This is a genomic window from Opitutia bacterium ISCC 52 (assembly GCA_014529675.2).
Classification (GTDB): Bacteria; Verrucomicrobiota; Verrucomicrobiia; order Opitutales; family UBA2995; genus UBA2995.
The window spans coordinates 1,162,615-1,187,231 of record CP076040.1 but is presented as its reverse complement, the minus strand read 5'-3'; the positions used below and the strand labels follow the sequence as shown (position 1 = coordinate 1,187,231).

19 protein-coding genes are annotated in these 24,617 nt (G+C 49.4%); 11 read left to right on the top strand and 8 right to left on the bottom strand.

Annotation, left to right across the window (positions count from 1 at the left end; all coding sequences use genetic code 11):
* Nucleotides 1-14 precede the first annotated feature (14 nt).
* A complete protein-coding gene (locus GA003_05130) occupies nt 15-1,577 on the bottom strand; it encodes a sulfatase (GenBank protein ID QXD29356.1) in 1,563 nt (520 codons plus the stop codon).
* A gap of 179 nt (nt 1,578-1,756) precedes the next feature.
* On the opposite strand from GA003_05130, the gene GA003_05125 reads away from it, so the two are divergent.
* Nucleotides 1,757-3,214 (top strand): sulfatase, encoded by a 1,458-nt coding sequence (locus GA003_05125; protein ID QXD29355.1) that lies wholly within the window; start codon nt 1,757-1,759, stop codon nt 3,212-3,214.
* Between the two features lie 144 nt (nt 3,215-3,358).
* Here GA003_05125 and GA003_05120 read toward each other — a convergent pair whose 3' ends face one another.
* The 4 genes from GA003_05120 to GA003_05105 form a co-directional block, all read right to left on the bottom strand.
* Complete coding sequence (locus GA003_05120) at nt 3,359-4,219, bottom strand: alpha/beta hydrolase (protein QXD29354.1); 861 nt, start codon at nt 4,217-4,219, stop codon at nt 3,359-3,361.
* Nucleotides 4,216-4,977: a hypothetical protein gene (locus tag GA003_05115; GenBank protein ID QXD29353.1), complete on the bottom strand. Its 762-nt coding sequence runs from the start codon at nt 4,975-4,977 to the stop codon at nt 4,216-4,218. The genes GA003_05120 and GA003_05115 overlap by 4 nt, the downstream gene beginning before the upstream one ends.
* 239 nt (nt 4,978-5,216) lie before the next feature.
* Nucleotides 5,217-6,494 (bottom strand): beta-lactamase family protein, encoded by a 1,278-nt coding sequence (locus tag GA003_05110; protein QXD29352.1) that lies wholly within the window; start codon nt 6,492-6,494, stop codon nt 5,217-5,219.
* A 252-nt stretch (nt 6,495-6,746) separates the two neighbouring features.
* A complete protein-coding gene (locus GA003_05105) occupies nt 6,747-8,021 on the bottom strand; it encodes a DUF2264 domain-containing protein (protein ID QXD29351.1) in 1,275 nt (424 codons plus the stop codon).
* A gap of 130 nt (nt 8,022-8,151) precedes the next feature.
* Here GA003_05105 and GA003_05100 point away from each other — a divergent pair, with 130 nt between their 5' ends.
* From GA003_05100 to GA003_05090, 3 genes are all read left to right on the top strand, one after another.
* Nucleotides 8,152-9,969: an arylsulfatase gene (locus GA003_05100; protein ID QXD29350.1), complete on the top strand. Its 1,818-nt coding sequence runs from the start codon at nt 8,152-8,154 to the stop codon at nt 9,967-9,969.
* Between the two features lie 264 nt (nt 9,970-10,233).
* Nucleotides 10,234-10,551: a hypothetical protein gene (locus GA003_05095; GenBank protein QXD29349.1), complete on the top strand. Its 318-nt coding sequence runs from the start codon at nt 10,234-10,236 to the stop codon at nt 10,549-10,551.
* Nucleotides 10,487-11,428: a hypothetical protein gene (locus tag GA003_05090; GenBank protein ID QXD29348.1), complete on the top strand. Its 942-nt coding sequence runs from the start codon at nt 10,487-10,489 to the stop codon at nt 11,426-11,428. The genes GA003_05095 and GA003_05090 overlap by 65 nt, the downstream gene beginning before the upstream one ends.
* A 77-nt stretch (nt 11,429-11,505) precedes the next feature.
* On the opposite strand, the gene GA003_05085 is transcribed toward GA003_05090, so the two are convergent.
* Nucleotides 11,506-12,795 (bottom strand): sulfatase-like hydrolase/transferase, encoded by a 1,290-nt coding sequence (locus GA003_05085; protein ID QXD30347.1) that lies wholly within the window; start codon nt 12,793-12,795, stop codon nt 11,506-11,508.
* Between the two features lie 326 nt (nt 12,796-13,121).
* Nucleotides 13,122-13,517 (bottom strand): hypothetical protein, encoded by a 396-nt coding sequence (locus tag GA003_05080; GenBank protein ID QXD29347.1) that lies wholly within the window; start codon nt 13,515-13,517, stop codon nt 13,122-13,124.
* 96 nt (nt 13,518-13,613) lie between these two features.
* On the opposite strand from GA003_05080, the gene GA003_05075 reads away from it, so the two are divergent.
* Complete coding sequence (locus GA003_05075; protein QXD29346.1) at nt 13,614-14,396, top strand: glycosyltransferase; 783 nt, start codon at nt 13,614-13,616, stop codon at nt 14,394-14,396.
* A gap of 136 nt (nt 14,397-14,532) precedes the next feature.
* Here the strand turns inward: GA003_05075 and GA003_05070 are convergent, their stop codons facing one another.
* A complete protein-coding gene (locus GA003_05070; GenBank protein QXD29345.1) occupies nt 14,533-15,510 on the bottom strand; it encodes an MBL fold metallo-hydrolase in 978 nt (325 codons plus the stop codon).
* 341 nt (nt 15,511-15,851) lie between these two features.
* Between GA003_05070 and GA003_05065 the strand changes: the two genes are divergently transcribed.
* From GA003_05065 to GA003_05040, 6 genes are all read left to right on the top strand, one after another.
* A complete protein-coding gene (locus tag GA003_05065) occupies nt 15,852-16,607 on the top strand; it encodes a cytochrome c (protein ID QXD30346.1) in 756 nt (251 codons plus the stop codon).
* A gap of 73 nt (nt 16,608-16,680) precedes the next feature.
* Nucleotides 16,681-17,451, top strand: coding sequence for an NAD(P)-dependent oxidoreductase (locus GA003_05060; protein ID QXD29344.1), 771 nt, complete (start codon nt 16,681-16,683; stop codon nt 17,449-17,451).
* Between the two features lie 89 nt (nt 17,452-17,540).
* Entirely contained in the window at nt 17,541-18,659 is a 1,119-nt protein-coding gene (locus tag GA003_05055; GenBank protein QXD29343.1) for an aminoglycoside phosphotransferase family protein, read from the top strand.
* A gap of 155 nt (nt 18,660-18,814) precedes the next feature.
* On the top strand, nt 18,815-21,031 hold the full coding sequence (locus tag GA003_05050) for a sulfatase-like hydrolase/transferase (GenBank protein ID QXD29342.1): 2,217 nt from the start codon (nt 18,815-18,817) through the stop codon (nt 21,029-21,031).
* Between the two features lie 23 nt (nt 21,032-21,054).
* Nucleotides 21,055-23,004 (top strand): sulfatase-like hydrolase/transferase, encoded by a 1,950-nt coding sequence (locus GA003_05045; protein QXD29341.1) that lies wholly within the window; start codon nt 21,055-21,057, stop codon nt 23,002-23,004.
* Between the two features lie 142 nt (nt 23,005-23,146).
* Nucleotides 23,147-24,463, top strand: coding sequence for a Gfo/Idh/MocA family oxidoreductase (locus tag GA003_05040; GenBank protein ID QXD29340.1), 1,317 nt, complete (start codon nt 23,147-23,149; stop codon nt 24,461-24,463).
* The last annotated feature ends 154 nt before the right edge of the window (nt 24,464-24,617 follow it).

Below are 24,617 nucleotides of genomic sequence, written 5' to 3'. Positions count from 1 at the left end.
GATAGAGATCTGGATCAAAGCGGCTTCAAGCGCTTCTCCCAAGGCCACACGCCTTTTTTGTTCAGATCAGGTCCTGAAGGATCGTTGGATTCGTAGTATTTACGAAGACGGACCAGCTCTTTCTTGAGCGCCTGGATGGTGTCCTGATGTTCTAGCACATAGTATTGACTGACCAGTTCCTGAGGATCTGATTCCAGATCAAAATACTCCCACTCGTTTTGGCCATGATAATAGATTAATTTGTGGGCACCATCGGTGACTCCGAAATGTGGATACACGTGATGATTGGCCATTTCAAAATACTGATAAAGAAAAGATTTTCTCCAATCCTCGGGGGTGTTCCCCTGAAGCACGGGGACCAAACTCCTGCCTTGCATATCCTCAGGTATTTCAATTCCGGCAATATCCAGAAACGTTTCTGCGATATCAATGTTGGATACGATATCGTCATCATTAACAACGCCTTCTTCCACCATACCTGGCCAATGAACGATGAAAGCGGTTCGTATCGATTCCTCATACATGAAGCGTTTATCGAAAAAGCCGTGCTCGCCTAAAAAGTAGCCATGGTCGGCCATGTAGATGACGATCGTATTATCAGCCAGGTCGTTTTCTTTCAGAAAGGCGCGGATACGGCCCACATTTTTGTCTATGCCGGCTCCAGCAGCCAGGAAGTTTTTTAAGAGTGCCTGGTACTTAAACCGGGACAGCTCTTTACTAGGGTCATTCCAGTCAAGATTCATGGCTTTATACGGTGTAGTAAACTTGGATCGGTAGGCGTCCCAGGCAACACGTTGATCGGGGTTCAGTTGCCCTAGCTCGCCAGGGTCGCCGATGAGAAGGCTTTCCCTCAAATCCTCATACAGCGTTAACGTCTGATCGCGTATGGCCGTTCCCCGATAAGAAAAGTCATCAAACAAAGTGGACGGCTCAGGAATCTCGATACCATCATAAAGATCATATTCTTCCGGACCTGGGCACCAACCATGATGGGTCGCTTTGAATTGAGACATCAGTACAAAAGGTTTACTTTTGCTCCGGCCATGTTTCAGCCACTCGATACTCAGGTCACCGACGATATCCGAATTGTAGCCCGTTACAGTTCGCTCGTCATTTTGGCCACCGATATCCCCTGTAAGCAGTAAGGGATTGTAATACCGACCTTGCCCCCGCATCACCTCCCAGTAATCAAAGCCGGTCGGAGTCGACTTCAAATGCCACTTTCCAATGAGTGCTGTTTGATAACCGTTGGCCCTCATGATCTTTGGGAAGGTTTGCTGAGAACCGTCGAAGGTTCCTTTTCGATTCCAGGTAATCCCATTCTTGTGACCATACTTGCCAGTCAGGATGGCCGCTCTACTCGGACCACAGAGTGCGTTGGCCACGTAACATTTTCTGAACAACATCCCCTCCTCTGCCAACTGGTCGATGTGTGGCGTATGTGCCACATCCTTTAGCAGGCCGTCGTAGGCACCAATCGATTGCCAGGCGTGATCATCGCTGAAAAGAAATAGAATGTTCGGTCGTTCGGCGAAGGCTGCAGGGATAATTACGACCAGAAGAAGAAGGCGAAGCATGTATTGATGCATGGGAGGTATAGTTCAATTCTTAATGTATAGTGTCGTTAGGTAAATTAGCTTAATCAATTTCAAACCGTCAATCAGCTGGGTTACAGGAGTGCGAGACAGGATGATTCTCAACAAGACCAAAGTTTGAATTGTATCCCTTAGGGTTCACTCGTACGGTTTGCTGTTTAATGAAACGCTTTGCCTACATACTTATCCTTCTGACTTCCCCTTTATACCTTCAGTCCTCCTTGCCTGGTTCGATAAACTCAGCTCAGGAAAAGCCCCTGAATGTTCTATTCATCGCTATTGATGATTTGAACGACTGGGTAGGTGTTTACGGTGGGCATCCTCAGGCAAAAACTCCGAACATGGACCGGTTGGCCGAACGTGGAACCACCTTCCTGAATGCCCATTGCCAAGCTCCTATTTGCAATCCGGCACGGGCCAGCATGATTTCAGGACTGCTCCCTTCGAATACCGGCATCTACTTTCTGCAACCTGGATTGAGAGGTGCCTCCGAAAATGCCGATGCGGAAACGATTTTTCAGTATTTTAAACGCCAGGGCTATTACCTGACAACGCGCGGTAAGATTTTTCATGGAAAGTCCCTTGTAGAAGAAAAAGATTCCTTCGACGAAATTGTGCAAGCCAGCTTGCCCTTACCTCGACCCAAAAAACGCCTGGCATCATTCGACCAAAGTCGCGCTTGGGACTGGGGCCCCTATTTTGACAGAGATGAAGATACCCAGGATTTCCAAACCGCACTGTGGGGGGCCAATCGCTTGAAAGAGTTGGCGGAGGAAGATCAACCCTTCTTCATGGCCATCGGATTTTCAAATCCACACGTCCCGTTGTATGTGCCACAAAAATGGTTTGACCTTTACCCTCAGGAAACACTTGAAATGCCGGAGGTACTGGCCACGGATCGCGACCAGCTTTCTGATTATGCCAAAGAGCTGACCTGGGGGCATGTGGCACCCAAACACGACTGGGTGGTGGGAGCCAATGAATGGAAACCACTCGTGCAATCGTACTTAGCCTGTATTTCCTATGTCGATCATTGCGTTGGAACCGTATTGGAAGGTCTCGAGCAAAGTGGTGCAGGAGACAACACCCTTATTGTTCTTTGGAGCGATCACGGATTCCATTTAGGCGAAAAAATGCATTGGGCCAAGCGAACGCTTTGGGAGGAATCGACTCGGGTACCCATGATGATCGCGGGACCAGAGCTGCTCGCTGGTCAAGCGCTAACGAAGCCGGTAGGACTCATCGACATCTTTCCCACTCTAGTAGATCTCTGTTCACTGCCTTCCAAGAAGCATTTGGATGGTGTTAGTCTGAGGCCGTTACTCACGAGACCCAACGCTTTCTGGGGACGTCCGGCTATTACCACCTTTGGTCCCAACAACCATAGCATCCGTTCTGAACACTGGCGCTACATCCGCTACGATGATGGCTCCGAAGAATTGTATGATCACCGCAAGGACCCACACGAACGCGTCAACCTTTCTGGTAATCCGGAGCACCGCCCCCTTATGGAGGACCTTAGTCGTTGGATCCCTGAGCACAACGCCGCCATTCCACCAGGTAGTGGTGGATCAGGTACACCTCTTTACGCTGAGTTTGAAAAGCGTCCAAAACGATAGGTTAGAATAATATTCCACTTTGATGGTGGAATAACAGTCGATTTTTGTGTGCCAGTAGAGCGAACAACAGAGTGCTTCTTTGTATCCTCGCTTTTAGTGGCTTCCAAAAATCGATACAAATGCTCTTAACACACTCTCTCGTAATTATTTTTCCCCAGTACTTTTGCTGGCGTTTGAAACGGTGAGGTGGATCCATTCTGCCATATCCGGATAACTCTCTCCGGTATCAATGCCGTCACTCACGTTTTTAATCCATTTTCCATCCAACCATACCTGTTCAACCTTACCGTCAGGAACGCCTATCCACAGTCCAGAATTTCCGGCGGCCACGTTTTTTTCCAAAAGCTTGACGGCAGCAAGTGGGCTATGGCCAGGGTCTTCGGGATACAGTTTGCCCATTTTTATCGCAATCGGAATACCTACCGCTCTGAGGTTGTCTACACTCAGATCAGCAAACTGAGTTTTGTAATACGCGCTATGCCATGCGCCTAAGACGCCTGGCGTCTTACGATCGTATATGATGTGGTTCATCATGATACCGCCTGCGGAATTCCCGCTCAGAAATAGTTTCTCAGGATCGATTTTATACTTTTCGTGGTTCGCTTTTATATAATCGACAGCGTCTATACCATCCTGGATCGCAATTTGGGGACCCTGTTTTAAGGTATAATTAATACTGATAAAAACGACCTTATCTTCTGCCAGTTTCGGCATACTACCGATTGCCTTGATCTTGTCCCCAGATCCGAATCCCCCTCCATGGGAATAGATCACAACGGGGTACAGACCCTCCCCGTCCGGCGCCCAGACATCGAACAAATGATTATCCCCGGTAAGCTCAGGATCAACATCGATTCTCGGGCCATAGGCTTCGTTGGGAAACGTCGGCGGAATGGACCATCCCCAGTCAATCTCATCGGCTGGAACGGCATACACACCGGTTGAGCAAAGGAAGATCCCCATCAAAAGGAGGTAGTAAGGAAAATGTTTAAACAGCTGGTTCATTCCTGGGATTTATCAGTTGTCACCGAAGCTACAAATTCAGGAAGAAATTGGATGACCTGATTATTACCAGTGTCATTAAGGCTATGCACTAGCTCAGCTCGTTCGCCAATGCCGAGTTTCTTATATCTTTCCAATACCTTCAGACCGTGTGCAGGGTCATGGATATCTCCCACCACTCCGGGTTCTTTGCGATAGGCTAGGAAGATGGGGGGAGCGTCTGCTGTAATGAGCTCCAATACCTGCTCGGTGAGGCTTCTTCCTGGCAGAGCCTGCCCCATGTAAATGCCGACAATGCCCGGTTTCTGGCTGTGGGCTAATTGCCAGCTCACAATACTGCCCCGCGACTGACCGCCAATGATGATGTGGTTGATATCCAGGTTGTAGGTATCGGCGTTGTCCTTAACCCAATCAAACATCACTTCTGCATCCGCAGCGCAGGTGTAGAAATGTTCGGGTGATTTCATTTGTGCAATGGATTCCCAGCTAACGATCGCAGTGCCGCCGGCTAGCGTGGGATTAGCCCAAGCCTTTTTGACGTCATCAGCCGTAGAGCCATTGTGGTGAGCGTAAATAAATACCGGGGCAGGGTCATTGCCATCTGGCAGGTAGAGATTTAGCCATTGCCTGTCCTCGGGGCCATAAGACACATGCGCGTGTGTCGGTGCTTTATCCTGCCCGAAAAGAGCCAGTGAAAACAGCGACAGAGAACAGGCAAACGAAGCCAGGAATCTAATAGGTTTATTTTGAATACTTGTCATAGTTTTATGGATGGGAAACTAAATAATCCAACGTCTCCCCTACTCCCGCACAGGTTAATAATTCGGAGAGGAGACTAAAGTTTGTTTTCCTGCCATCAAGATAGAACTTCCGCTGATAGACCTGGGACATAAGACTTTTTGTGTCACCATGGGCTTCGCTTACCTTTAAAATTAAATGAACGTACACAGGGATTGGTGAAAAGGGTTCCCTCGGCAGCACTCTTTTTTTTGCTTACCGCTCAGTCAATAATTGCCTGGTAGGTCATCGAAATTACGTCTGGTCGAATATTGATGTGCGTGTAGGGTCGTAGTTGGTTCATAAATACAACCACCAAGTCCTCCTTTGGATCCACCCAGGACAAGGTGCAAAATGCGCCGCCCCAATAGTAAGAACCTTTGCTTCGCAGAGCAGCCGATTCTCCTAGATCCGTAACGACACCGTAGCCCAAACCAAAACCATGACCGGCACCATACAACCAGACGGGCTTATCCCCGATATGGTTTGCCGTCATTAGCTCTACGGTCTTTCGACTGAGAATTCTGACGCCTTCGAGCTCGCCACCGTTAAGCATCATTTGTTGAAAACGGAAATAGTCTCGGGCCGTAGACACAAGCCCTCCAGCCCCCGCAAAAAAAGTGTGAGGCTTGCGCACATAGCGACTTTCAGCAGTGGGTGCCTCAACCAATTTAAGTTTCCCATCGTCGTCTGGTTCATACTGGGATGCAAATCGTGAAAGTTTGAATTCCGGCAAATAAAAATGCGTATCGTTCATGTCCATAGGACCGAAGATCCTCTGCTTGAAGAATTCATCCAAGGTCAAACCGGACATTTCCTCCACCAGAACCCCCACCGCATTGGTGGCAACGCCATACTCCCAATGCTCACCTGGATGAAAATTCAGTGGAATCTCTGCGAGCCGTTGAAGACGTTGGCGAGCGGGTTCACCTCTGGGAAGGTTATTCAATGCTTTGTTATAATCCGGTTGAGTAAGGCCCCGGTAGGTATTGGCCAGGCCAGCAGTGTGGGTCAATAAATGCTGGATCGTGATAGGACCGTTCGCTGGTACCGTTTTGTAGGCGGTGGACAATCGCTCATCAGGAGGTGCCGGAATGGCCACTTCCATGTCTTCAAATTCCGGCAACCAGTTCGAGATGGGATCTCGCAATTGAAAATGACCTTCTTCGTAAAGCATCATCAAGGCGACCGAAGTGATGGGCTTGGTCATTGAAGCAATTCGAAAAATGGTATCTTCGGTCACAGGTGCTCCATTTTCTAGATCACGCATTCCCAGTGGGGATAGATGAACCACCTTGCCTTTCCTGGCCACCAAGGTCAGCACGCCGGCAGACTCATGGCGGTCAAGATACCCCTGCATGACAGCATCCAGTCGTTCTAATCGTTCGGACGATAAACCTACGGATTCTGGAGTTGCTCTTGGAAGCTCAGTGGAGGCCCATATGGCTGACGGTAAAAAGAATAGTAGAAGCACCCAACGCTTGAATGTAGAATAGAACATGTGCCAAATTTGAATGGAAGGAGACCAAGGATACAAGCTCCTTAGAGATAGTTGATACTTGGCGAAAGGAAGCTAAAAGAGTCACCCATCACTTCTGTTTTTTTGGTTTCGCTACGCTCGTTAGCCCCCTTTAGTTGTCTCAGTTCCCGTAGGTGATGTCGATGATGAGCTTTATGGCCAATGGTTCAAAACTCGTCAAGGGAAGCGGAATATCCGCTCGCCGCACAAACGTAGTATTCCAACTAAGCGTGCTTATTCTCGGTAAGCTTTTTGGTTAGCGACATCTTCGCCACTCCAGACCCGTTGCTGAAACCACTTTGCTCGGGGCGCAGTCCATAATGGGTGGTCGGCCGGCATGCCCAGATGGGCGAGCCCGAGGGTGCAATTGTAGAGCGCACCTGTATTGTTGTAGCGATCCCGGGCAGAAGGCTGATGTCCAACATAACCGGGTTGAAGCCACCCGTTTTCGTCAAAGGTACCGGGCGCCTCGATCATTCGCTTGATCACTGTGGTCATGGCAGCACGGGTGGCTCCGGGATCGAGCACTTCCGGCCACTCGACGCGTGCGCCGACATAGCCCAGGTGTTGCAGGTAAGCAAAGCGATAGGTGGACGAACGACCAATCACGGGGAAAGTTCCTTTCGGGGAGATCATGTGCTCCAGAACTTCGGCGTATCGGAAGGCGCGGGCTTTGGTTTTATCGAGATGGTCACCGAGTGGGTGCCCCTGGTCTTTGCAAATGCGAAGGACTTCCAGCATGAGCGGTTGGGCTACATAACTGTTGTAATTGTCCCAATTGAAGCTGTCCCCGTTCGTGTAATAGCCGTCACCGACGTACCAGCCCATATAGCTTTCCACGGCTCGTTCGATGTGCTTCATCTCGCACTCGCCCGTTAATTCCCAAAGGGCCGCTTCAATGATGGCAGAAAACCAAAGCCAGGTTCCGGGAAAGGCTTCGAAGGGTCGATGGGATTTTAAGGCTGCGACTACATTGTCTTTTTGTTTGTCGCTCAGTGGCTCCCATAATTGATCGCGGGCCACCACGAGTGGATAGGCCAGATTGTGGGCGTGAACAATGCGGTCCCGTGCCGCTTCCCCAAACATGAAATCGGCTGCATCCGGATCGGTGGCATGAATGATGCCGGTTCGGGCCAGCTCGATGTAGCCCGCCCGCAATTGACCTTCTTCCGATTCGTCAGCCCCTAAGGATAACCAAGGACCGATTCCGGAAAGGACCCGAACAAATGCCTGTAACGGTGAGGTCTGATAATTGTTTTGTTCAAGTTCCCAGTCTCGCTTCGGTACGGATTGATGTAATTCATTCATGCTGAGCGGAACGAGGACCGGATCTGCCAGTTGGCGCAGGACATGAATGGTGTAGATACGGTCCCATTCACCGGTTTTCTGGCTATCGTCGCCGATGACCGGAACTGCGAATAGGCATATAAAGCTCACCAGTAGGGGGGCGAACGGATTGAAGATACAAGGCCGGGGTGAAACCAGTTTAGAAAAACGGACTCGAGGCATAACTCGAATAACTATTTCAGGCTGCCCTCGTGTTACAAGTTCAATTGGCGTTTATGGATCAATTAACAATACGCTTCTGTTTCTCTTTTTGCTGGAGAACACGGAGCCGATTTATGAAGCTAACTACCTTATGAGTAAATTCTCAGTCCATTCTTTGCTTACCCTCATCCTCTTCCAGGTTTCGGTCTATGCCCGTCCCAATGTCGTTTACGTGATGACCGACGATCAGGGCTACGGAGAGATTTCGGTGCATGGTAATCCCATTTTGAATACACCCCATATGGATCGTCTGCATGGGCAAAGCATCCGGCTTTCCGATTTTCATGCCGCTCCCATGTGCACGCCAAGTCGAGGTCAGTTGCTCACCGGATTAGACGCGGCCCGAAACGGCGCGATCAATGTCAGTTCCGGACGCACCTTGCTTCGTGCCGAGTTGCCGACCATGGCCAACTTTTTTCAGGACGCCGGTTACAGTACCGGGATATTCGGCAAATGGCATCAGGGAGATAACTACCCCTTCCGACCCGAAGATCGTGGATTCGATGAAACACTCTGGTTTCCTTCATCACACATCAACTCTGCTGGCGATTGGTGGGACAACGACTACTTTGACGACACTTTCATGGTGAATGGAAAACGGGAGCAGGTACCGGGTTATGTTACCGATGCCTTTTTCAGGGAAGCGATGAGCTGGATCAAACGCCAGGCGGATGCTGATAAACCCTTCTTCGCTTACATCCCGACCAATGCGCCACACAGTCCTTTCTGGGCCCCAGAGATGGAACTGAAGGAAGCTTATGCTGCAATGGAAGGTCACGAACTCTCTAACTTTCCCGGAGTTCGTCGGGATGACCTGGCCGGCTATTTTGGTATGATCCTGAATATCGACAACAACCTTGGACGCTTGATGAGCTTTCTCGAGGACGAGGGACTAGAGGAAGATACCATACTTATATTTCAAACAGATAATGGAACTACCTTTGGAGACCGGTATTATCCGGCTGGCATGCGTGGCAGAAAAGCCCAGCTCTGGGAGGGCGGTCACCGGGTGCCTTTTTTCCTGCGTTGGCCTGGCGGCGATCTGGGAAAGCCGCGCGATATTGGCGGCCTGACCACGATCCAGGATATTTTGCCCTCCTTACTTGATCTATGTGAAATCCAACTGCGGCAAACGCCCCGTTTTGATGGCGTGAATCTAACTCCTGTTTTTCGAGGGAAGCACCAGTCACCACCCGAGGACCGCATGGTGGTGATTAATTACAGTCGCTTACCATTTGGCTTTGAGTATCCCTCGCCCGACGCGCCCTCCCGGATATACCGGGAAGGCGGCGTCGTATTGTGGAAACGTTGGCGCATGTTGCAGGACCGCGAGCTTTACCATCTGGATACGGATCCTCTGCAGCAGAACAATGTGATAGATCAAAACCCTGAGGTGGCGGCCAGAATGCGTGCTCACCTGGATGCGTGGTGGGAGGATGTGAAGGAAGTGGCCAATGAACCACAAGCAGTTATAATAGGAAGCGATCGCGAAAACCCCATGATGCTATCCGCCTGTGAGTGGCTGGATGTATTTGTCGACCAGCAGGTGCAGGTTCGCAGCGGTGTGGGCAAGAACAGCTATTGGATGCTGGAGGTCGCCGAGACAGGCAACTACGAGTTTGAACTTCGCCGCTGGCCTCGAGAAGCAAACGCCTCATTTACACAAGGCCTTCCAGCCATGCCGGGAGACAAGGCCCGCTGGGGTGTACCCGGTGTCGCCCTGCCTGTCGGGGAAGTTCGGATACAGCTGGGAAAAGAGGTGCAGAGAAAGTCAGTGAGTCCGGACGACAAACATGCCACCTTCACATTCCAACTCGAGGAAGGTCCCATACGACTTTACACTTGGCTGGAAAGGGCCTACCGGGATCCATTGTCAGGAGCATTCTTCGTATATGTCACCCGGAAATAATCTATAGGAGGACAGGAGCGTTAGACACCATGAAAGCTAATTACCCAAAGAACTATGAATGAATCGAAAAGCTATGTTTTGTGGATGGTCGCTATTCTGACCTTTCAGTTATCCCTGGCCTATTCGCAATCCACTTCTGAGTTTACGATTTCCGGACCCATCGCAGCCGAAGAGCCCTGAACCTCACACAATGCTATCTATAGTGCCTCGGCCATAGAACTGGAAGCGAATGGATACCTGGCAGAAGAACACTTTATCGAAGGTTTGGCCAATCGATATACTCGACCGGCAAACCAAACCGGAGAAATCATTGATTCGGGGCATCCTTACCGGACCCGACTCATCGTAAGGCGCCCGAAAAGTGCATCCAACTTTAACCGCATGGTCATCGTCGAGTGGAACAATGTGACAGCGGGACCGGACAAGGACATCGACTGGTGGATGTCTGGAGATCATTTTATCCGTGAAGGCTATGCTTATGTATCAGCTTCGGTTCAGCAAATGGGGGGTCCAATCGATGAAAGACTGGAGTCCGGAACGCTACGGGAGCCTGGATGTTACGAACGGTGGCAAGGTGGATAAAGATGACCTCTCCTTCGATATTTTCTCTGCGGTAGGCCGGGCGATCCATCGCAAGGGCGAGCCTACGAAGTCAGGTCAGTTAGACATTCTAGGCGGATTGCGGGCGGAGCTCATCCTTGCCACTGGGCATTCTCAGTCGGCCAACCGTCTGGTGGCCTACTTGAATCATATGCATCCGTTAGATCCGATCTACGATGGTTTCATGATCCATGGAGGGGGTGCTAGAATTCGCGATGATTTAAAGGTGCAGGTGTTCAAAATTATGGCGGAATCGGATATGATCTGGCAGGCAGCCATTCGTCAGCCAAACACCGATACCTTTCATTACTGGGAGGTCGCAGGAACCTCACACGTGGATATTCACTTTGAAATGGAATATGGAAAAGTTCGCAATTCACTCTTGGGCAAGCCGGATGAAAAGGTGACTCCACGAACGCCGGATTGCGATTTTCCCGCTTTCAGCAGAGTTCCTTTTAGCGATACGCTCAATTCGGCCTACGAACACCTGCACCACTGGGTTCGGGATCATACACCCCCTCCCGCAGCAGAGCCTTTGGTCATCCTTCAGATAAAACCCAATTTGGTGTTAGGCCGGGACGAATACGGCAACGCTTTGGGTGGTATTCGACTTGCAGCCCACGAAGTAAACACTGCGAAAAACAGCGGCATGAATCCGGGGACCTATAGGTTTTGCAGGCTATACGGCAGCCATGAACCATTTGATGAAGAAACCCTTAATCAACTCTATCCCAGCCATGAAGCCTACGTCGAAAAAGTAAAAGAGGTCGTGCAACAGAACCTGGATGAAGGCTACATTCTGGGCATTGCCGCAGAACGCACGATTCGCGAAGCAAAGCATTCAACTATCGGGCGCTAAGGAAAACGGTTACTCCTGTTTAACTGAGTGGCGGTAAGGGGGATATCCAACCTAAAGTAACGACGCGCTGGAGGGCCTCAATTCCGCAGGTGCCAGTCCGGGCCGTCGGCCATGATGCTGGCATTGATTTTGTAGAGTTGCTGCTTTAACTGCTCGGTTCGCGCCGGTTCACTCGCAGCAATATTGTTCTCCTGGCTCGGATCCTTGCTCAGGTCAAACAGCTGAAAGTTTTTATACTCCCCGGACTTGATGACCGGGATCCATGCTTCCTGGAACATATTGTCCAAGGACAACTCATAATCACGTTCCGCTACCAGTGAATAGTTGCCGCTGCGCATAGCCACAATGGGATTGGATCGTTGCAGATGCCAGAAGAACGGTTGGTGACGATTGAATGTCTTCTTCCCCGTGAGCAGGGGAGTAAGATTGGAACCATCTATGTGCCGGTCCGCAGGCGCTTCAATATCGAGCAAACCACATAGGGTCGGTAATATATCTACAATACCACCCGGTTCCTGCTGAACTTGCCCTTTCTTAATTTTACCCGGCCAATGAAATATACCTGGCACGCGAATGCCGCCCTCCCAGTTAGCACCCTTTTTTCCACGCAAATTCCCCGTGCGCTCTTCACGGTAACTGCCGTTGTCGGACATATAGATAATCAGTGTGTCCTCAAACACACCCATCGCTTCCAGCTTGGCAACGAGTCGTGCAATCGCCCGGTCGGTGTTGTCAATCGTGCCCGAGTAAATGGCTGCCTGGTCTTTGAGCTCTCCATATTCAGAAACAATCGTATCCGGGGCAGCGATACGCTGATGCGGCTCATGAAACCAGACGTTTAAGAAAAAAGGTTTACTAGAATCGTGCTGTTCATCCAGCCAGGCAATCGCCTCGTCCACCACAATCTGGCAGGCGTAGCCTTTGATTTCTCCGACTGGCTCCCCGTTGCGAATAAAGTTATCTGGATTCCGGTGACTCGGATTGGCATTGTTCCAGGTAGCAAACCAGTAATCAAAACCATGCTCGGCCGGTGTCGGTTTATCGTAGGTATCCGTGGGCAAGCCCAGATGCCACTTGCCTACATGAGCCGTGCCGTAACCCTGGTCTTTCAACAACTCGGCAATCGTTAGCTCTCGTTCCAGCAAGTGAGAATACTGACTGTTATCATTGATCCAACTATACACGCCTGCACGTATGTGATGCCTACCGGTGAGCAAGGTCGCACGCGAGGGAGAACACACCGCACATCCCGAATAGAAGGTTTGGAACCTGGTGCCATTCGACGCCAGCTTGTCCAACGCCGGAGTCTTTACCGGCCCTTCGTAGCTACCGATATCCTTGTAGCCCAGATCGTCGGCTAGCAGAATGACAACATTCGGTTGTTCCGCATGGGCCAAAGAATAAGAAAAGAGAGCCAGAAAGAGGATTGAGAAACGATGCATGGGGATGACTAAACCCCATCAAGGTGCGACATGGCAAACGATAAGGTTTATGGTACGGTCAGAAGCGTAGTGAAACCTCGTGGGATAGAAGGGTGGGTTTTCCAGTGACCCTACTTAGCCTTTTAACAATTCAGAAAAATGCCTCCGCTTGTGCCGAAGAGGGTTAAATAGTTTCCCTGGGTAATCGTTAACTGGTTGTTTCGAGCTCTTTAATTGCTTGCCAGCGTCGATTCCCAGGTTCCACCCAGGCTTTAGTTTTTTACTTTACGGGTGGCTGAGAAGCTGGCGTCGAATTTTCGACCATTGATATCATAATACACGATACCACTCATACTGTCTCCGTCTATATTCCCTGCATAGGCAACCGATGATCCGTCAAATTTTATGGTGAACCGGATCTTGTTTTCGGATCCATCGCGCTCGACGACTAAGTCCAAGTTCATGTCCCTATCCGGATTATAGAGGGATCCTTTTAAAGCATCTTCTTGTTTTGTAAACGTGGCTACCCGCTTCTTTGTTGAGCCATCAGGAGCCGCAATTTCGATGTTCCAGGTGCCGACCGGATCAACATTACTGTTTCCCATCGCGGACAAGGCAGTAAGCACAAGGGATAGGATAGTTATAGGTACAATAGTTAAACGTATCATAGGTTTCCTCTAATTCGTTTTTCGTTTCAAGACTGAGTATTCCTCCGGGTGCTTCTTCTGAGACTAGATTGATGCTTGGGAATATGCACCCTTTACGTGGTAGACGATGCAAGCACCGATCATACTTCGGATATCGTTAAAGAAATGCTCTCCGAAGATTCGCGTCTTCACCTGATTACCCTGAAGGAAAACGGCGGAACTTATTCAGCGAAAAACAGAATCCTCAGGGATTATTGCCATGGAGAATTTTACGCGCACCAAGATGCAGATGATTATAGCTGGGATACTCGATTTGAGAAACAGTTGGAACTATTGAAAGACCATCCTCAGATGGCGGGTTGTGGCACCGGAATAGACGAGTTCTTTGTGGACCCGTCCATAACCCCGACCATCGAAAGCGAATTCCCCATCCAATTCGATGATAAGGCCCAGGAGTATCACCGAAAGGTTCTCTATCAGCCTTTACTCAAACGAAACGATTTCGTGGCAGATTACGTAGAAAGTTCGCATCTCCCCATTATCGCGATGAACGGCTCCATCGTAGTCAGAACAGAGGTCATAAAAAGCCTGGGTGGATTCGATGGAAGAACACCCATCGGGGCTGACTATGAATTCTTTTTGAGGCTGCTAAGCTTGCATGACTTCGGCAACTCGCAAGAAGTCCTCTACTCAAGAAAGTATCATGCAGAATCCCTGACCAGGCGCCCGGACATGGGAAGCGGTTCTAGCTTCAGGAAACAGTATGAGGGACAATGGCATGAAAGGTTTAAGTCACTGATGCCTTTGATGGAATCCAAAGACACCTCCGCTCTGAAGGCAGCGCTAAAACAAGACATGTTTGTCGCTGAGTGCGATTTCGAATGGAAGAACGGAGCTTAGCTTAATCCGGGCAGCACGAGGAGGCCGAGGTGGTAATCCTGAAGACCGGCGAAACGGAGGACAGAACCGCAATTGCATACTCACAAACACGGCATCTTAAATCGATGCGGCCTTGGTGAGGCTATCAATTAACCGTTTATTGCGGTGGAATAACGGTTACCTTATCTTTTCCAATTATGAAGCGGGTTAAATCAGCACCCATCGTCAACGGACCCGTGTAGGTCGTTTTCAGGCGAGCCGAAATCTCGCCCAAACTCGGAGGCTTAATCTCACCATTCGTAAGTGTCACGTAGTGATACAGAGCGGCCATTTTTGGCTGAGCTTGACCAAATATGCGACCAACATCTTCGGGTTCAGTATGATGGTCGAGAATGACTCTCCAAGAATCTTTGGACGCCAATAGCTCAGGCTTGGCCGCGCCCACCGCATGGATGAAAAGATCCGTGCCTTTGGCCGCTTCTGCCAACGGCGGATAGTACTTGGTATCCCCAGATATCACAACGGACCTGCCATCGTAATCCACTCGATAGCCATAGGCAGGTTTGATCAATTCACCGTGGTTCACCACAATGGCGGTGACTTTGACGCCGTCTTGATTATAAATAAGACCAGCTTCGATTTCGACGGTATTGGGTGTCACACCCTCTAAAGTGAATCCTTGATCTTTAACTCGAATATCCACGTCACCCTGATAAGCGAGACGGATATGATCCATCATCGATTGGGTCCCTTCAGGGCCCCAGACGTTGAAATTGCCTTTTCGGCCACCGAAAGGAGAGCTCAACCAACCCGTCAGTAAAAGGTCTGGAATCCCGATGACATGGTCTGAATGCAAATGCGTAACAAATAAACCATCCACACGCCCCAAAGGAACGCCCAATTGCCACAAACGTTGGGTAACGCCGCGGCCACAATCTACCAACAGGTATTTATCTCCAGCCTTGATGAGCGTTCCAGCACCAAAGCGATGCATAAGCGGTGGCGGTGACCCCACCCCCAACATGATAACTTCAAAATCCGCTTCTTCACTGGCGTAGGCGTTAAGACCTCCTAACAGGATGGATGCGAGTAAGGTAACGCTTATGGCGAGCCATTTTGTGGTTTTTATCAGCATTGGAATGAGCTATGTTTTCTAAGAAGTTAAATGCAAGTACTGGATCAGCTGTAAGAACAGAAGGAATCCAATCTGGTGGTCCTTAGCTTTTGCAATGGCTAAAATGACATCACTAAGATCCAATAACTATCCATCCAGCTCCAAATCATTCGAACGAGATTTCCCCGTTTAATCTCTCAACGTTTATCCCACAAAAATTGTTACAATTGAAATCTCAATCATCAACAAAGCCAAAGTCGCATCTCCCAACGCTCCTTCTAGTAATTTGTCTTTCTTCCAGTAGCGCGGAAGCAAATGAGCAAGAGGAACTGGTCGCCCGAGGGGATTACCTCGTGAATAGCATGGTGGCCTGTGGCAACTGCCACACGCCGAGGGGGGACGACCATCATCCAATCAGTGACATGCACCTGGCGGGCGCATTCCAGGTCGACCGAGCTGAGTTCACGGCCTACTCACCAAATATCACGCCGGACCACGAAACCGGAATTGGTGCGTGGAGCGATGAAGAGATCATTAAAGCCATCCGCGAAGGTGTGCGACCCGACGGCACGGTCATCGGACCACCCATGCCCATAAGGGTCTATCGCGACATGTCAGACACCGACGTTAGATCCATCGTCGCGTATCTGCGAACGGTCCCTCCGGTGCATAATAAGCTGCCAAAATCTAGCTATAACATCCCCCTACCCGACTCCTATGGCCCACCTGTTGAAAGTGTCCCCGACGTCTCTCGGAAAGACACCGTCGCCTACGGTGCTTATGTGGCCAACCAATTAGGTCACTGCATGGAGTGCCATACTCCGCTAGTCAAAGGGAGTCCCGATCTAAGCCGACTCGGCGCGGGTGGAAATGTATTTGTGAAGCCGCATGGTATAGAAATCGTCGCTATGGCTGCGAATATCTCACCACATCCCGAGCACGGAATCGGCGCCTGGACGGATGAGGAAATCAAAAAGGCGATCACACAAGCAAGCAGCCGCGATGGACGGCAGCTGCAACCCGCCATGCCCTTCTATTGGTATCAACAAATAGCCGACGAGGACCTGGAAGCACTGATCGCATATCTTCGATCAATACCACCCCAGTCGGCCGAGTAGCGATTCGATACCATAGAAGAAGTTCAATACGAGGGGCAAAAAGAACCTATCCGAACTACATCCAACTAAGCTGATGAAAAACAAATCTCGCGTCTTAGTCACCGGAGCGGCCGGTCTAGTCGGCACCACCCTGTGGAAAGCCTGGGAATTAGAAGTCTGCTACGAACTGACTCTCACCGATTGCAGACCCATAGAAGGCGCAAGCTCGCGCTGCGAAATGGGTGACATCAAAGATTACGACTTTGCGAAGGCATTGTGCGGGGACCAGGATGTGCTCGTACACTTAGCTTACATTCCCTCAAATAATGTTGGACAGGACACTCTCGAGCTTACCGACATCGGTATCAATATGCGCCTCTTTCAACTCGCACAGGAAGCAGGTATCCGAAAAATCGTATTCGCCAGTACCAATCATATCACTGGCTGGAACGAGCATGCAAATGACCCTCCAATTTTCTCCACAGTCGACCAGATAAACCCTGACGGTTGGTACGCCGCTATGAAGAGCATGGCGGAAGTGGCTGGCCGTAATTTAGTGAATACTGCAGGCATGCGCTTCATCAGCCTTCGCATTGGTTCCTTTACTGGGAATTCCGAAGTCGATTGCCTACGTTATTGCAGCACTCTCCTGACACCTCGCGATGCGGTTCAACTGTTTGGACTAGCTGTTGATTACGAAGGCCCAAAGAGATTCTTCATTACCTACGGCGCCTCCAACAACATCGACGGTGACTTCCGTGGCTTCCTGGACATCTCCCCAGCGATTCGAGAGCTTGGCTACCAACCCCAGGATCAAATCGCCAAGGAGCGGCATCGGTTTCTGGATCAATTTAATAGAAGTTAGTTGTGCTTCACTCAGTAACCTCAACAACATTACTACCTGACACTATTGACTTTCAGAGTGGTTTTAGAGCCAAATAGCAAAACAAGAAGATGGTAAGCAAAGAACACATCAAAACGGTAGGGAAACAGTTCCGCATTCACGGAGAATTCATGAATGCAATTCCTTACGGAGGAGGCCATATCAATGATACCTTTGCAGCAGAGTATAATCAGGGCGGCACTCCCATGCGTTACATTTTTCAGCGCATAAACCATAACATTTTTAAAGATCCAGCATTGTTGATGGATAATGTCTCTCGGGTCCTCTCGCACTCGCATGACCGCCTGGCCGATATCGATGATGCATCTCGACGTGCCCTGACTTTGATTCCATCCGCAAGTAACCAGGCTTACGTAGTCGACGATGAAGGCGCTTACTGGAGGGTGTATATCTTCATTGAGAAAGCCAAGACCTACGACGTTGTGGAGAATGAGAAGCAAGCCTTTGAAGCGGCGCGAGCCTTCGGAAATTTCCAAAAGCTCTTAGTCGATATTCCCGGCGAACGATTGAAAGAAACGATCCCTGACTTTCATAACACGGTACAGCGCTATCAGACCTTGGTCGCCGCCATTGAAGCGGATACTCAGAACCGTGCCAACGACGTGCAGGCCGAAATTGAGTTTATCACTCAAAGGGAATCCGAGACACGCATCATCATCGACGGCATCAACGATGGCAACATCCCAGAGCGTATCACACACAATGATACGAAGCTCAACAATGTCATGATCGACGACGAAACCCAGGAAGGCATCTGCGTGATCGATCTTGATACCGTGATGCCCGGCTCGGCGCTCTATGATTTCGGAGACCTGATCCGCACATCCACCAGTCCCGCCCTGGAAGATGAACAGGATCTCTCAAAAGTCGTTGTGCGCCCGGAGATGTTCCAAGCGCTGGCTCAAGGATATCTTGAATCTGCAGGCGACTTTCTGACTCCTCGAGAATTAGAACTCCTACCTTTTTCTGGGAAACTGATCACCCTGGAGATTGGTATCCGTTTCCTAACCGACTACCTTGAGGGTGACCTGTATTTCAAAACGCATCGAGAAAGTCACAACTTGGACCGATGCCGTACGCAGTTGAAGCTAGTGTCCTCAATTGAAGAGCAGACGGATGAAATGGCAGCCTGCATAGGAAAGATAAAGCGTACAGCTTCAAGCCACTAATTATAAGTCATAGCGTACCCAAGTAAGATCGAAATTGACGGACACCCACTCGGCCCTTGCCCGCAACGAGGCTATTGATACGACGGTTCAAACTATTTTGACTTTGGGAATAGTTCTTATTGAGAAGTTATAGCATCGCCTAAATGATTAGCGGAATGAATCGTTTGAAGAGTTTGCTGATGTTTGCGTTAATATTGCATCCGTTGTCAGCAGAGTCGATGGAGCGCCCGGAGAAGCCGAATATCGTTCTGGTAATGGCTGACGACATGGGAATCGGCGATACCAGTGCCTACTTGGGAGTGCGGCTAATGAAGCATACGGCTCCTATCAGTAAAACGCTGAAGACCCCTCAGCTTGAAGCATTTTCCAAGCAGGCGATGGTTTTTACTGATGCACACGCACCTGCATCCATGTGTAGCTCAACCCGATATTCCTTGCTTACTGGACGCTTTGCTCACCGTGCCTACCTGAAACACCAAGGCTGGTTGCCGCACGGACCAAACCCGCCGATGATTCACAAGGAGATGCCCACCCTACCCGGGATGTTAAAGGAGCGAGGCTATCATACCATGGGGATCGGCAAGTATCATGTCGGAATCGACTTTGACAATGGAGACGGAGAACCAGCTACAAATTTTTATTTTCACGATGTGGATTTCACAAAACCGATGCTGGACGGTCCAACCCATCATGGTTTTGACGAATATTATGGAGTCGCAGGTAATACCGAGGATCCCCTCGACAATGAACCTCGGGTAATACTCGTTAACGACGGTTATTCGCATAGCGACCGCAGTACGATGAAGCTCATCGGCATGAAGAAACGTGAAGCTAAGATTCTGGCCGAACCGGGTTGGGACCTACGGGATCTGGGCCCTCGTTACCTGAAGGCAATTGAGAGCTATATTGATCAGCGTGCGCAGGAGGGAGAAAAACCGTTCTTCCTCTATTTCGTCCCCAACGCGAATCACAACCAACGAAACGTAGGGGGTCAATTTGCTGTTCCTGAAATAGTTGGTGGCACAAAAATTAAGGGAGAGAGTCGCTATTCTGATGGGACTCAGGGTTCGGATCGCGATGACATGGTGTGGGAAAACGATGTGATCTTTGGCAAATTATTAGCTGCGTTGCGTAGCACGGATGATCCTCGCTGGGTGGGTCACAAGCTGATCGAAAATACCTTGATCATATTTACAAGTGACAACGGCCCCAATCTAACGGGCGTGGAGAATAATGTCAGAGTACAACAAAGTGGTGGCTTACGAGGAAAGAAAGCGAAGATCTGGGAAGGAGGACACCGCGTTCCGTTTATGGTCTACTGGAAAGACAAGTTAGAAAGTGGACTGAACCGTACTCTTTTTTCCCATACAGACCTCTATGCAACCATTGCATCAGTAGTGGGCCACGAACTTGGCCCCAATGAAGCGCGGGACAGCCATGATTCCCTCGCTTACTGGAGTGGTGAGGCAAAGATTGAGGATCTACGCCCGAGAGTATTCTTCTGCAATTTAGGGACACCCTATCTGAATGATGCTCTAGCGATTCGTGTGGGCTCGAAAAAACTGGTGCTCAATGGAGGGCTGGCAAATCCGTCTATTAAAGGTGGAAGTCTTGGTGGTCTGGATTACGCCATCCTATATGATCTGGCGACTAATCCGTATGAAGAGGGTGATTTCAAGGACGAGCCGCCGAGCAAGGAAGCCATAGCGATGGGTGAACGCCTATTAAAAATTCATAATCGCGGATATGCTCGAGACCTGGTCATTAAAGATGACAACGAGCTGATTAAAGATGATGGTTGGCATAACTTGCGAAACGATATCAGCGGTCACATAGGGTACGAATTCCGGATGCTTAAAACGAGGAATGTATCTCACCTCGGCATGTGGGACGACCACGATAAAGATATTCCTGTGCGTCCTGCCCGAAATGTTCCAACCGAGCTCGATCGGGATTCACCATCCATTCCCGGCGGGAAAAAGAGCACGTTGGCGGCTCCGCATATTATTAAGCTCTTCGAACTAAACGAAGCGAGAGTTAAGGAAATTGCCTCGGTACAACTTGAGGCTGGCAATCCTGGCTTTCTCGAAGGTGAGTTTCGTTATTTGAAACTGATGGATCGGGTCCAACTGAAAAAGAACTCCACTTACCTACTTACCCAGTCGACGGAGGCTGGGGATGGAGATCAGTTTCATGATCCAGTTTCATTTGATGGCCTCTCTCCTCTACTGTCGAATTCGGTAGAAATAGTGCGAAGCGTTTTAGTTCGTGACAAAGTAAATAGCCGACAACCCCTGCCATCATTTTCCGACATGCATGAAGATTACTTGAAGTATCGACTTCCGGTAGGTCCGACTCTCAAGTTTGACTAGATACAAGTACCATACCACAGAGAATGAAAATTAAAGCCCTATTCTTGATAGCCTATTCAATCACGCTATTTGCGCCGGCATACGCAAAGCCCAACATACTCTTTATATTTATCGATGATATGGGTTTCGCGGATCCGAGCTGTTTTGGAAATCCTCTAATGAAAACGCCGCATATAGATCAATTGGCAGAAGAAGGAATCAAACTGACCAATTTTTATGTAAACTCTCCGATCTGTTCAGCCTCACGGGTGGCTCTCACGACCGGACAGTATCAAGGACGCTGGAAAATCCATTCCTTCCTCAACTCGCGTGCGGGGAATGCTAACCGCGGGATGGCCAACTACCTCGATCCTTCCGCCCCGACGACCGCTAAGAAATTAAAGGCAGCCGGCTATGCCACAGCCCATTTTGGAAAGTGGCATATGGGAGGTGGTCGAGATGTGGACGATGCTCCACTGCCTCAAGCATATGGCTTTGATGAATCATTGGTTTCCTTTGAGGGTTTAGGAGATCGGCTTATTTCTAATCCCAACGGTGTTGCTCGAGCGCGTGAACTGGGCCATGGAGAAATAATACCTTGCACTCGCTGGGAGCGAATTCAGATACAGGTAGATCGCACGATTGATTTCATAAAACGACACAAGAATCAGCCGTTTTATGTACGCCTGTTTCCCAATGATGTTCACGACAAGCACGAACCCTTCCCCGGTACTGCCGATAAATATGAACCTGTATCGAATCACCCTCCGGAACGAGATTTTCTTGCCGTGTTGGAAGAATTGGATCGTCAAATTGGGCGCGTCGTCGAAGCCATCGAAAGGCTCGGACTCACGGAAGAGACCCTTATTATCTTTACCAGCGACAATGGCCCAACCGATTGGCCAAATAAGTATCAGTATGGTGGATACCCTGCCGGATTCACTGGCCCTTATCATGGACGAAAATGGTCCTTATTTGAAGGGGGTGTCCGTATGCCTTTTATTGCACGGTGGAAAGGTACGATACCTGCGGGGATTGAAGACACGACAAGTGTCGTGAGTGCGATTGATATGTCTCCAACTTTGTGTCGCTTCGTGGGAGTGCCAATTGAGGAAAACTTGGATGGTGTCGATCGCAGCGATGTATTGCTGGGAAAACCATCCAGGCGACCCGAGCCCGTTTTCTGGCAGTATGGTCACCCTCATGCACTACTGAAAGGTGGGAGGAGCGAGTACCAAAGCCCGACCTTCTCCATGCGAGATGGTCGGTGGAAATTCATGGTTAATCCGGATGGGAGCGAAGCTCAGCTCTACGACCTTGAAGCGGATGAAGGTGAAACTATGAACCTGTTCCAGAAGCAACCGGAGCGCGCCACAGCTATGTCGTCCCAAGTTGCAAAATGGGCCCACGAGATCGGATTTGATTACGATGCAGACGAAGCACTCACGGCCCCTGGACCTACAGTCGCCATCATGGCTGGTAATCAACTATTACGCTTCAAGAACCATGGTGTGAATAGTGATCAAAACCATTTGTGGTTTAAGGGAAAATCATGGCTTGATCTTCCGGCGTTTCGTGCACCCAAAATCGCTCATGGCCGCAACCTTCAGTTTAATGGAACCGTGACTGCAGATACTGATAGCGGAGTTATCTTTGCCCACGGTGATCGCGACAATGGATTTAGTATTTATCTCAAGAATGGGAAGCCTACCCTTGCGGTTTGTGCGAATGGCGATCGCGAGATTATGGTGGCCGAAACGCCTTTGGAACAAAATTCAGATATAGAAGTTAAGTGGAATGCAAATGGAGAAGTGTTCTTTAAGATAAACAAAGATTTGGTGGGTCGAACCAAAACCGGAATAATTTCAAATGAACCATCTGACACCATCCAAATTGGGGCAGATACGGGTGATCCGATTGGGGATTACGAAGTACCAAACCGATATCAGGGAAGTATTTCTAATATCAACTTCAAGTACCCGAATGGGACATGACCTGCAGAAGAGCGTCTCAGGAGTAGCCCTGGATTGTTAAATTAATCATCCTAGAACGCAATGAACGGAGCCGAATCTCTTATCCAAACACTCATCGATGGCGAGGTTGACTCCTCCTACTGAATTCGATAGTATTTGGGTCATGAAAAAATTTAAACCAAGTTGCGTGAACAGGCGCAAGTTCCTCAAGGCCACCTTGGCTGCCGGCATAGCGCCTCAAATCATTCCTGGCCATGTGCTGGGATTGAACGGACAGGTATCACCCTCCAATAAAATCACTTTGGGCGTTTTGGGTGCGGGTGCTCGAGGCAGAGCTGATTTGGTCAATTTCCTTGGATTGGATGATGTTCGTGTAACTACCCTTTGTGACGTCAACCAGCGAAATATCTCAACCGCTAAAGACAAAATTGCTGAGACCTATGGCACTTCAGACGTAAAGGTCTATTCCGACTTCAAAGCGTTTAACGCAGATCCTTCCATTGACGCGGTGTTGATGGCCTTACCAGTGCACTGGCACAGTATTCCTTCCTTGGACGCCATATTGAATGGGAAACATATTTTCCACGAAAAGCCGATGGCGATGTCATTCGAAGAAGCCAAACGCGTGCAGAAGGCCGTTAAGAAGAAGGGCGTCGTATTTCAGTTTGGAACACAACAGCGCTCAGAACTCAAATTCCGTTGGGCTTGTGAATTGGCACTGAACGGCAGATTAGGAAAGCTGAAAGAGATTCAGGTTGCGGTGCCGGGCGGTATGGTCGCAGAAGATCTGCCTAAGCAAGCCGTTCCCGACTATGTGGACTACGACCAATGGATAGGTCCGGCTCCTGTAACGGATTTTAACGAAACCAAATTGAAACGCGCGTATCATGAGAACATGACAAATTTCTCGCTGGGTATGATATCATGTTGGGGTATCCACCATATGGATATCGCGCAATGGTTAACGGGTCATTACTCAAAGGGACCGACTGAAATTCGAGGAACCGGTAGTTTTCCAAAAACAGGAAGCTGCGACGCGATCTTAAACTGGAATGTTGAGTTCAAATACGACCAGGCACCGCCCATAAAATTTGTAGGTCCCCCATCCGACAAAAAACATGGACTTCGATTTGTGGGAGAGGACGACTCACTTTTTGTAACTCGCGGTAGTTTGGAAGCGGATTTGAACTTACAGAGAGATCCTTTAAACAAGGCCGGTACCATGCCCATCCGGCTACCTATGAGTACCCATCATGAGGGGAATTTCATAAGGGCCATCAAGGAAAACAAACGAGCCATCTGCGATATCGATACTGCCATGCAATCAGACACCCTTTGTCAGATTGCCCATATCGCGGTTAAGACGAGCCGAACACTGAAGTGGGATTCTGAGCGAGAGCGATTCAAGAACGATAAAGGAGCCAACGACCTATTGAAACAAAGGGAATTCCGTGGAGCTTGGAAGCTAGCAAAAGTGTAAGTAGCGTGAACTAAGAAAACGACTACCAGATTCTTGGACAAGGGGGATGCAAACCGAATTATTCGACCGTAACCCCGTTTTTAATTTAAGTATACAAATGGGTACCGTTTAGTTGATGCTGAATCCCAGTAACTTCTGCTACTATCGCAATGAC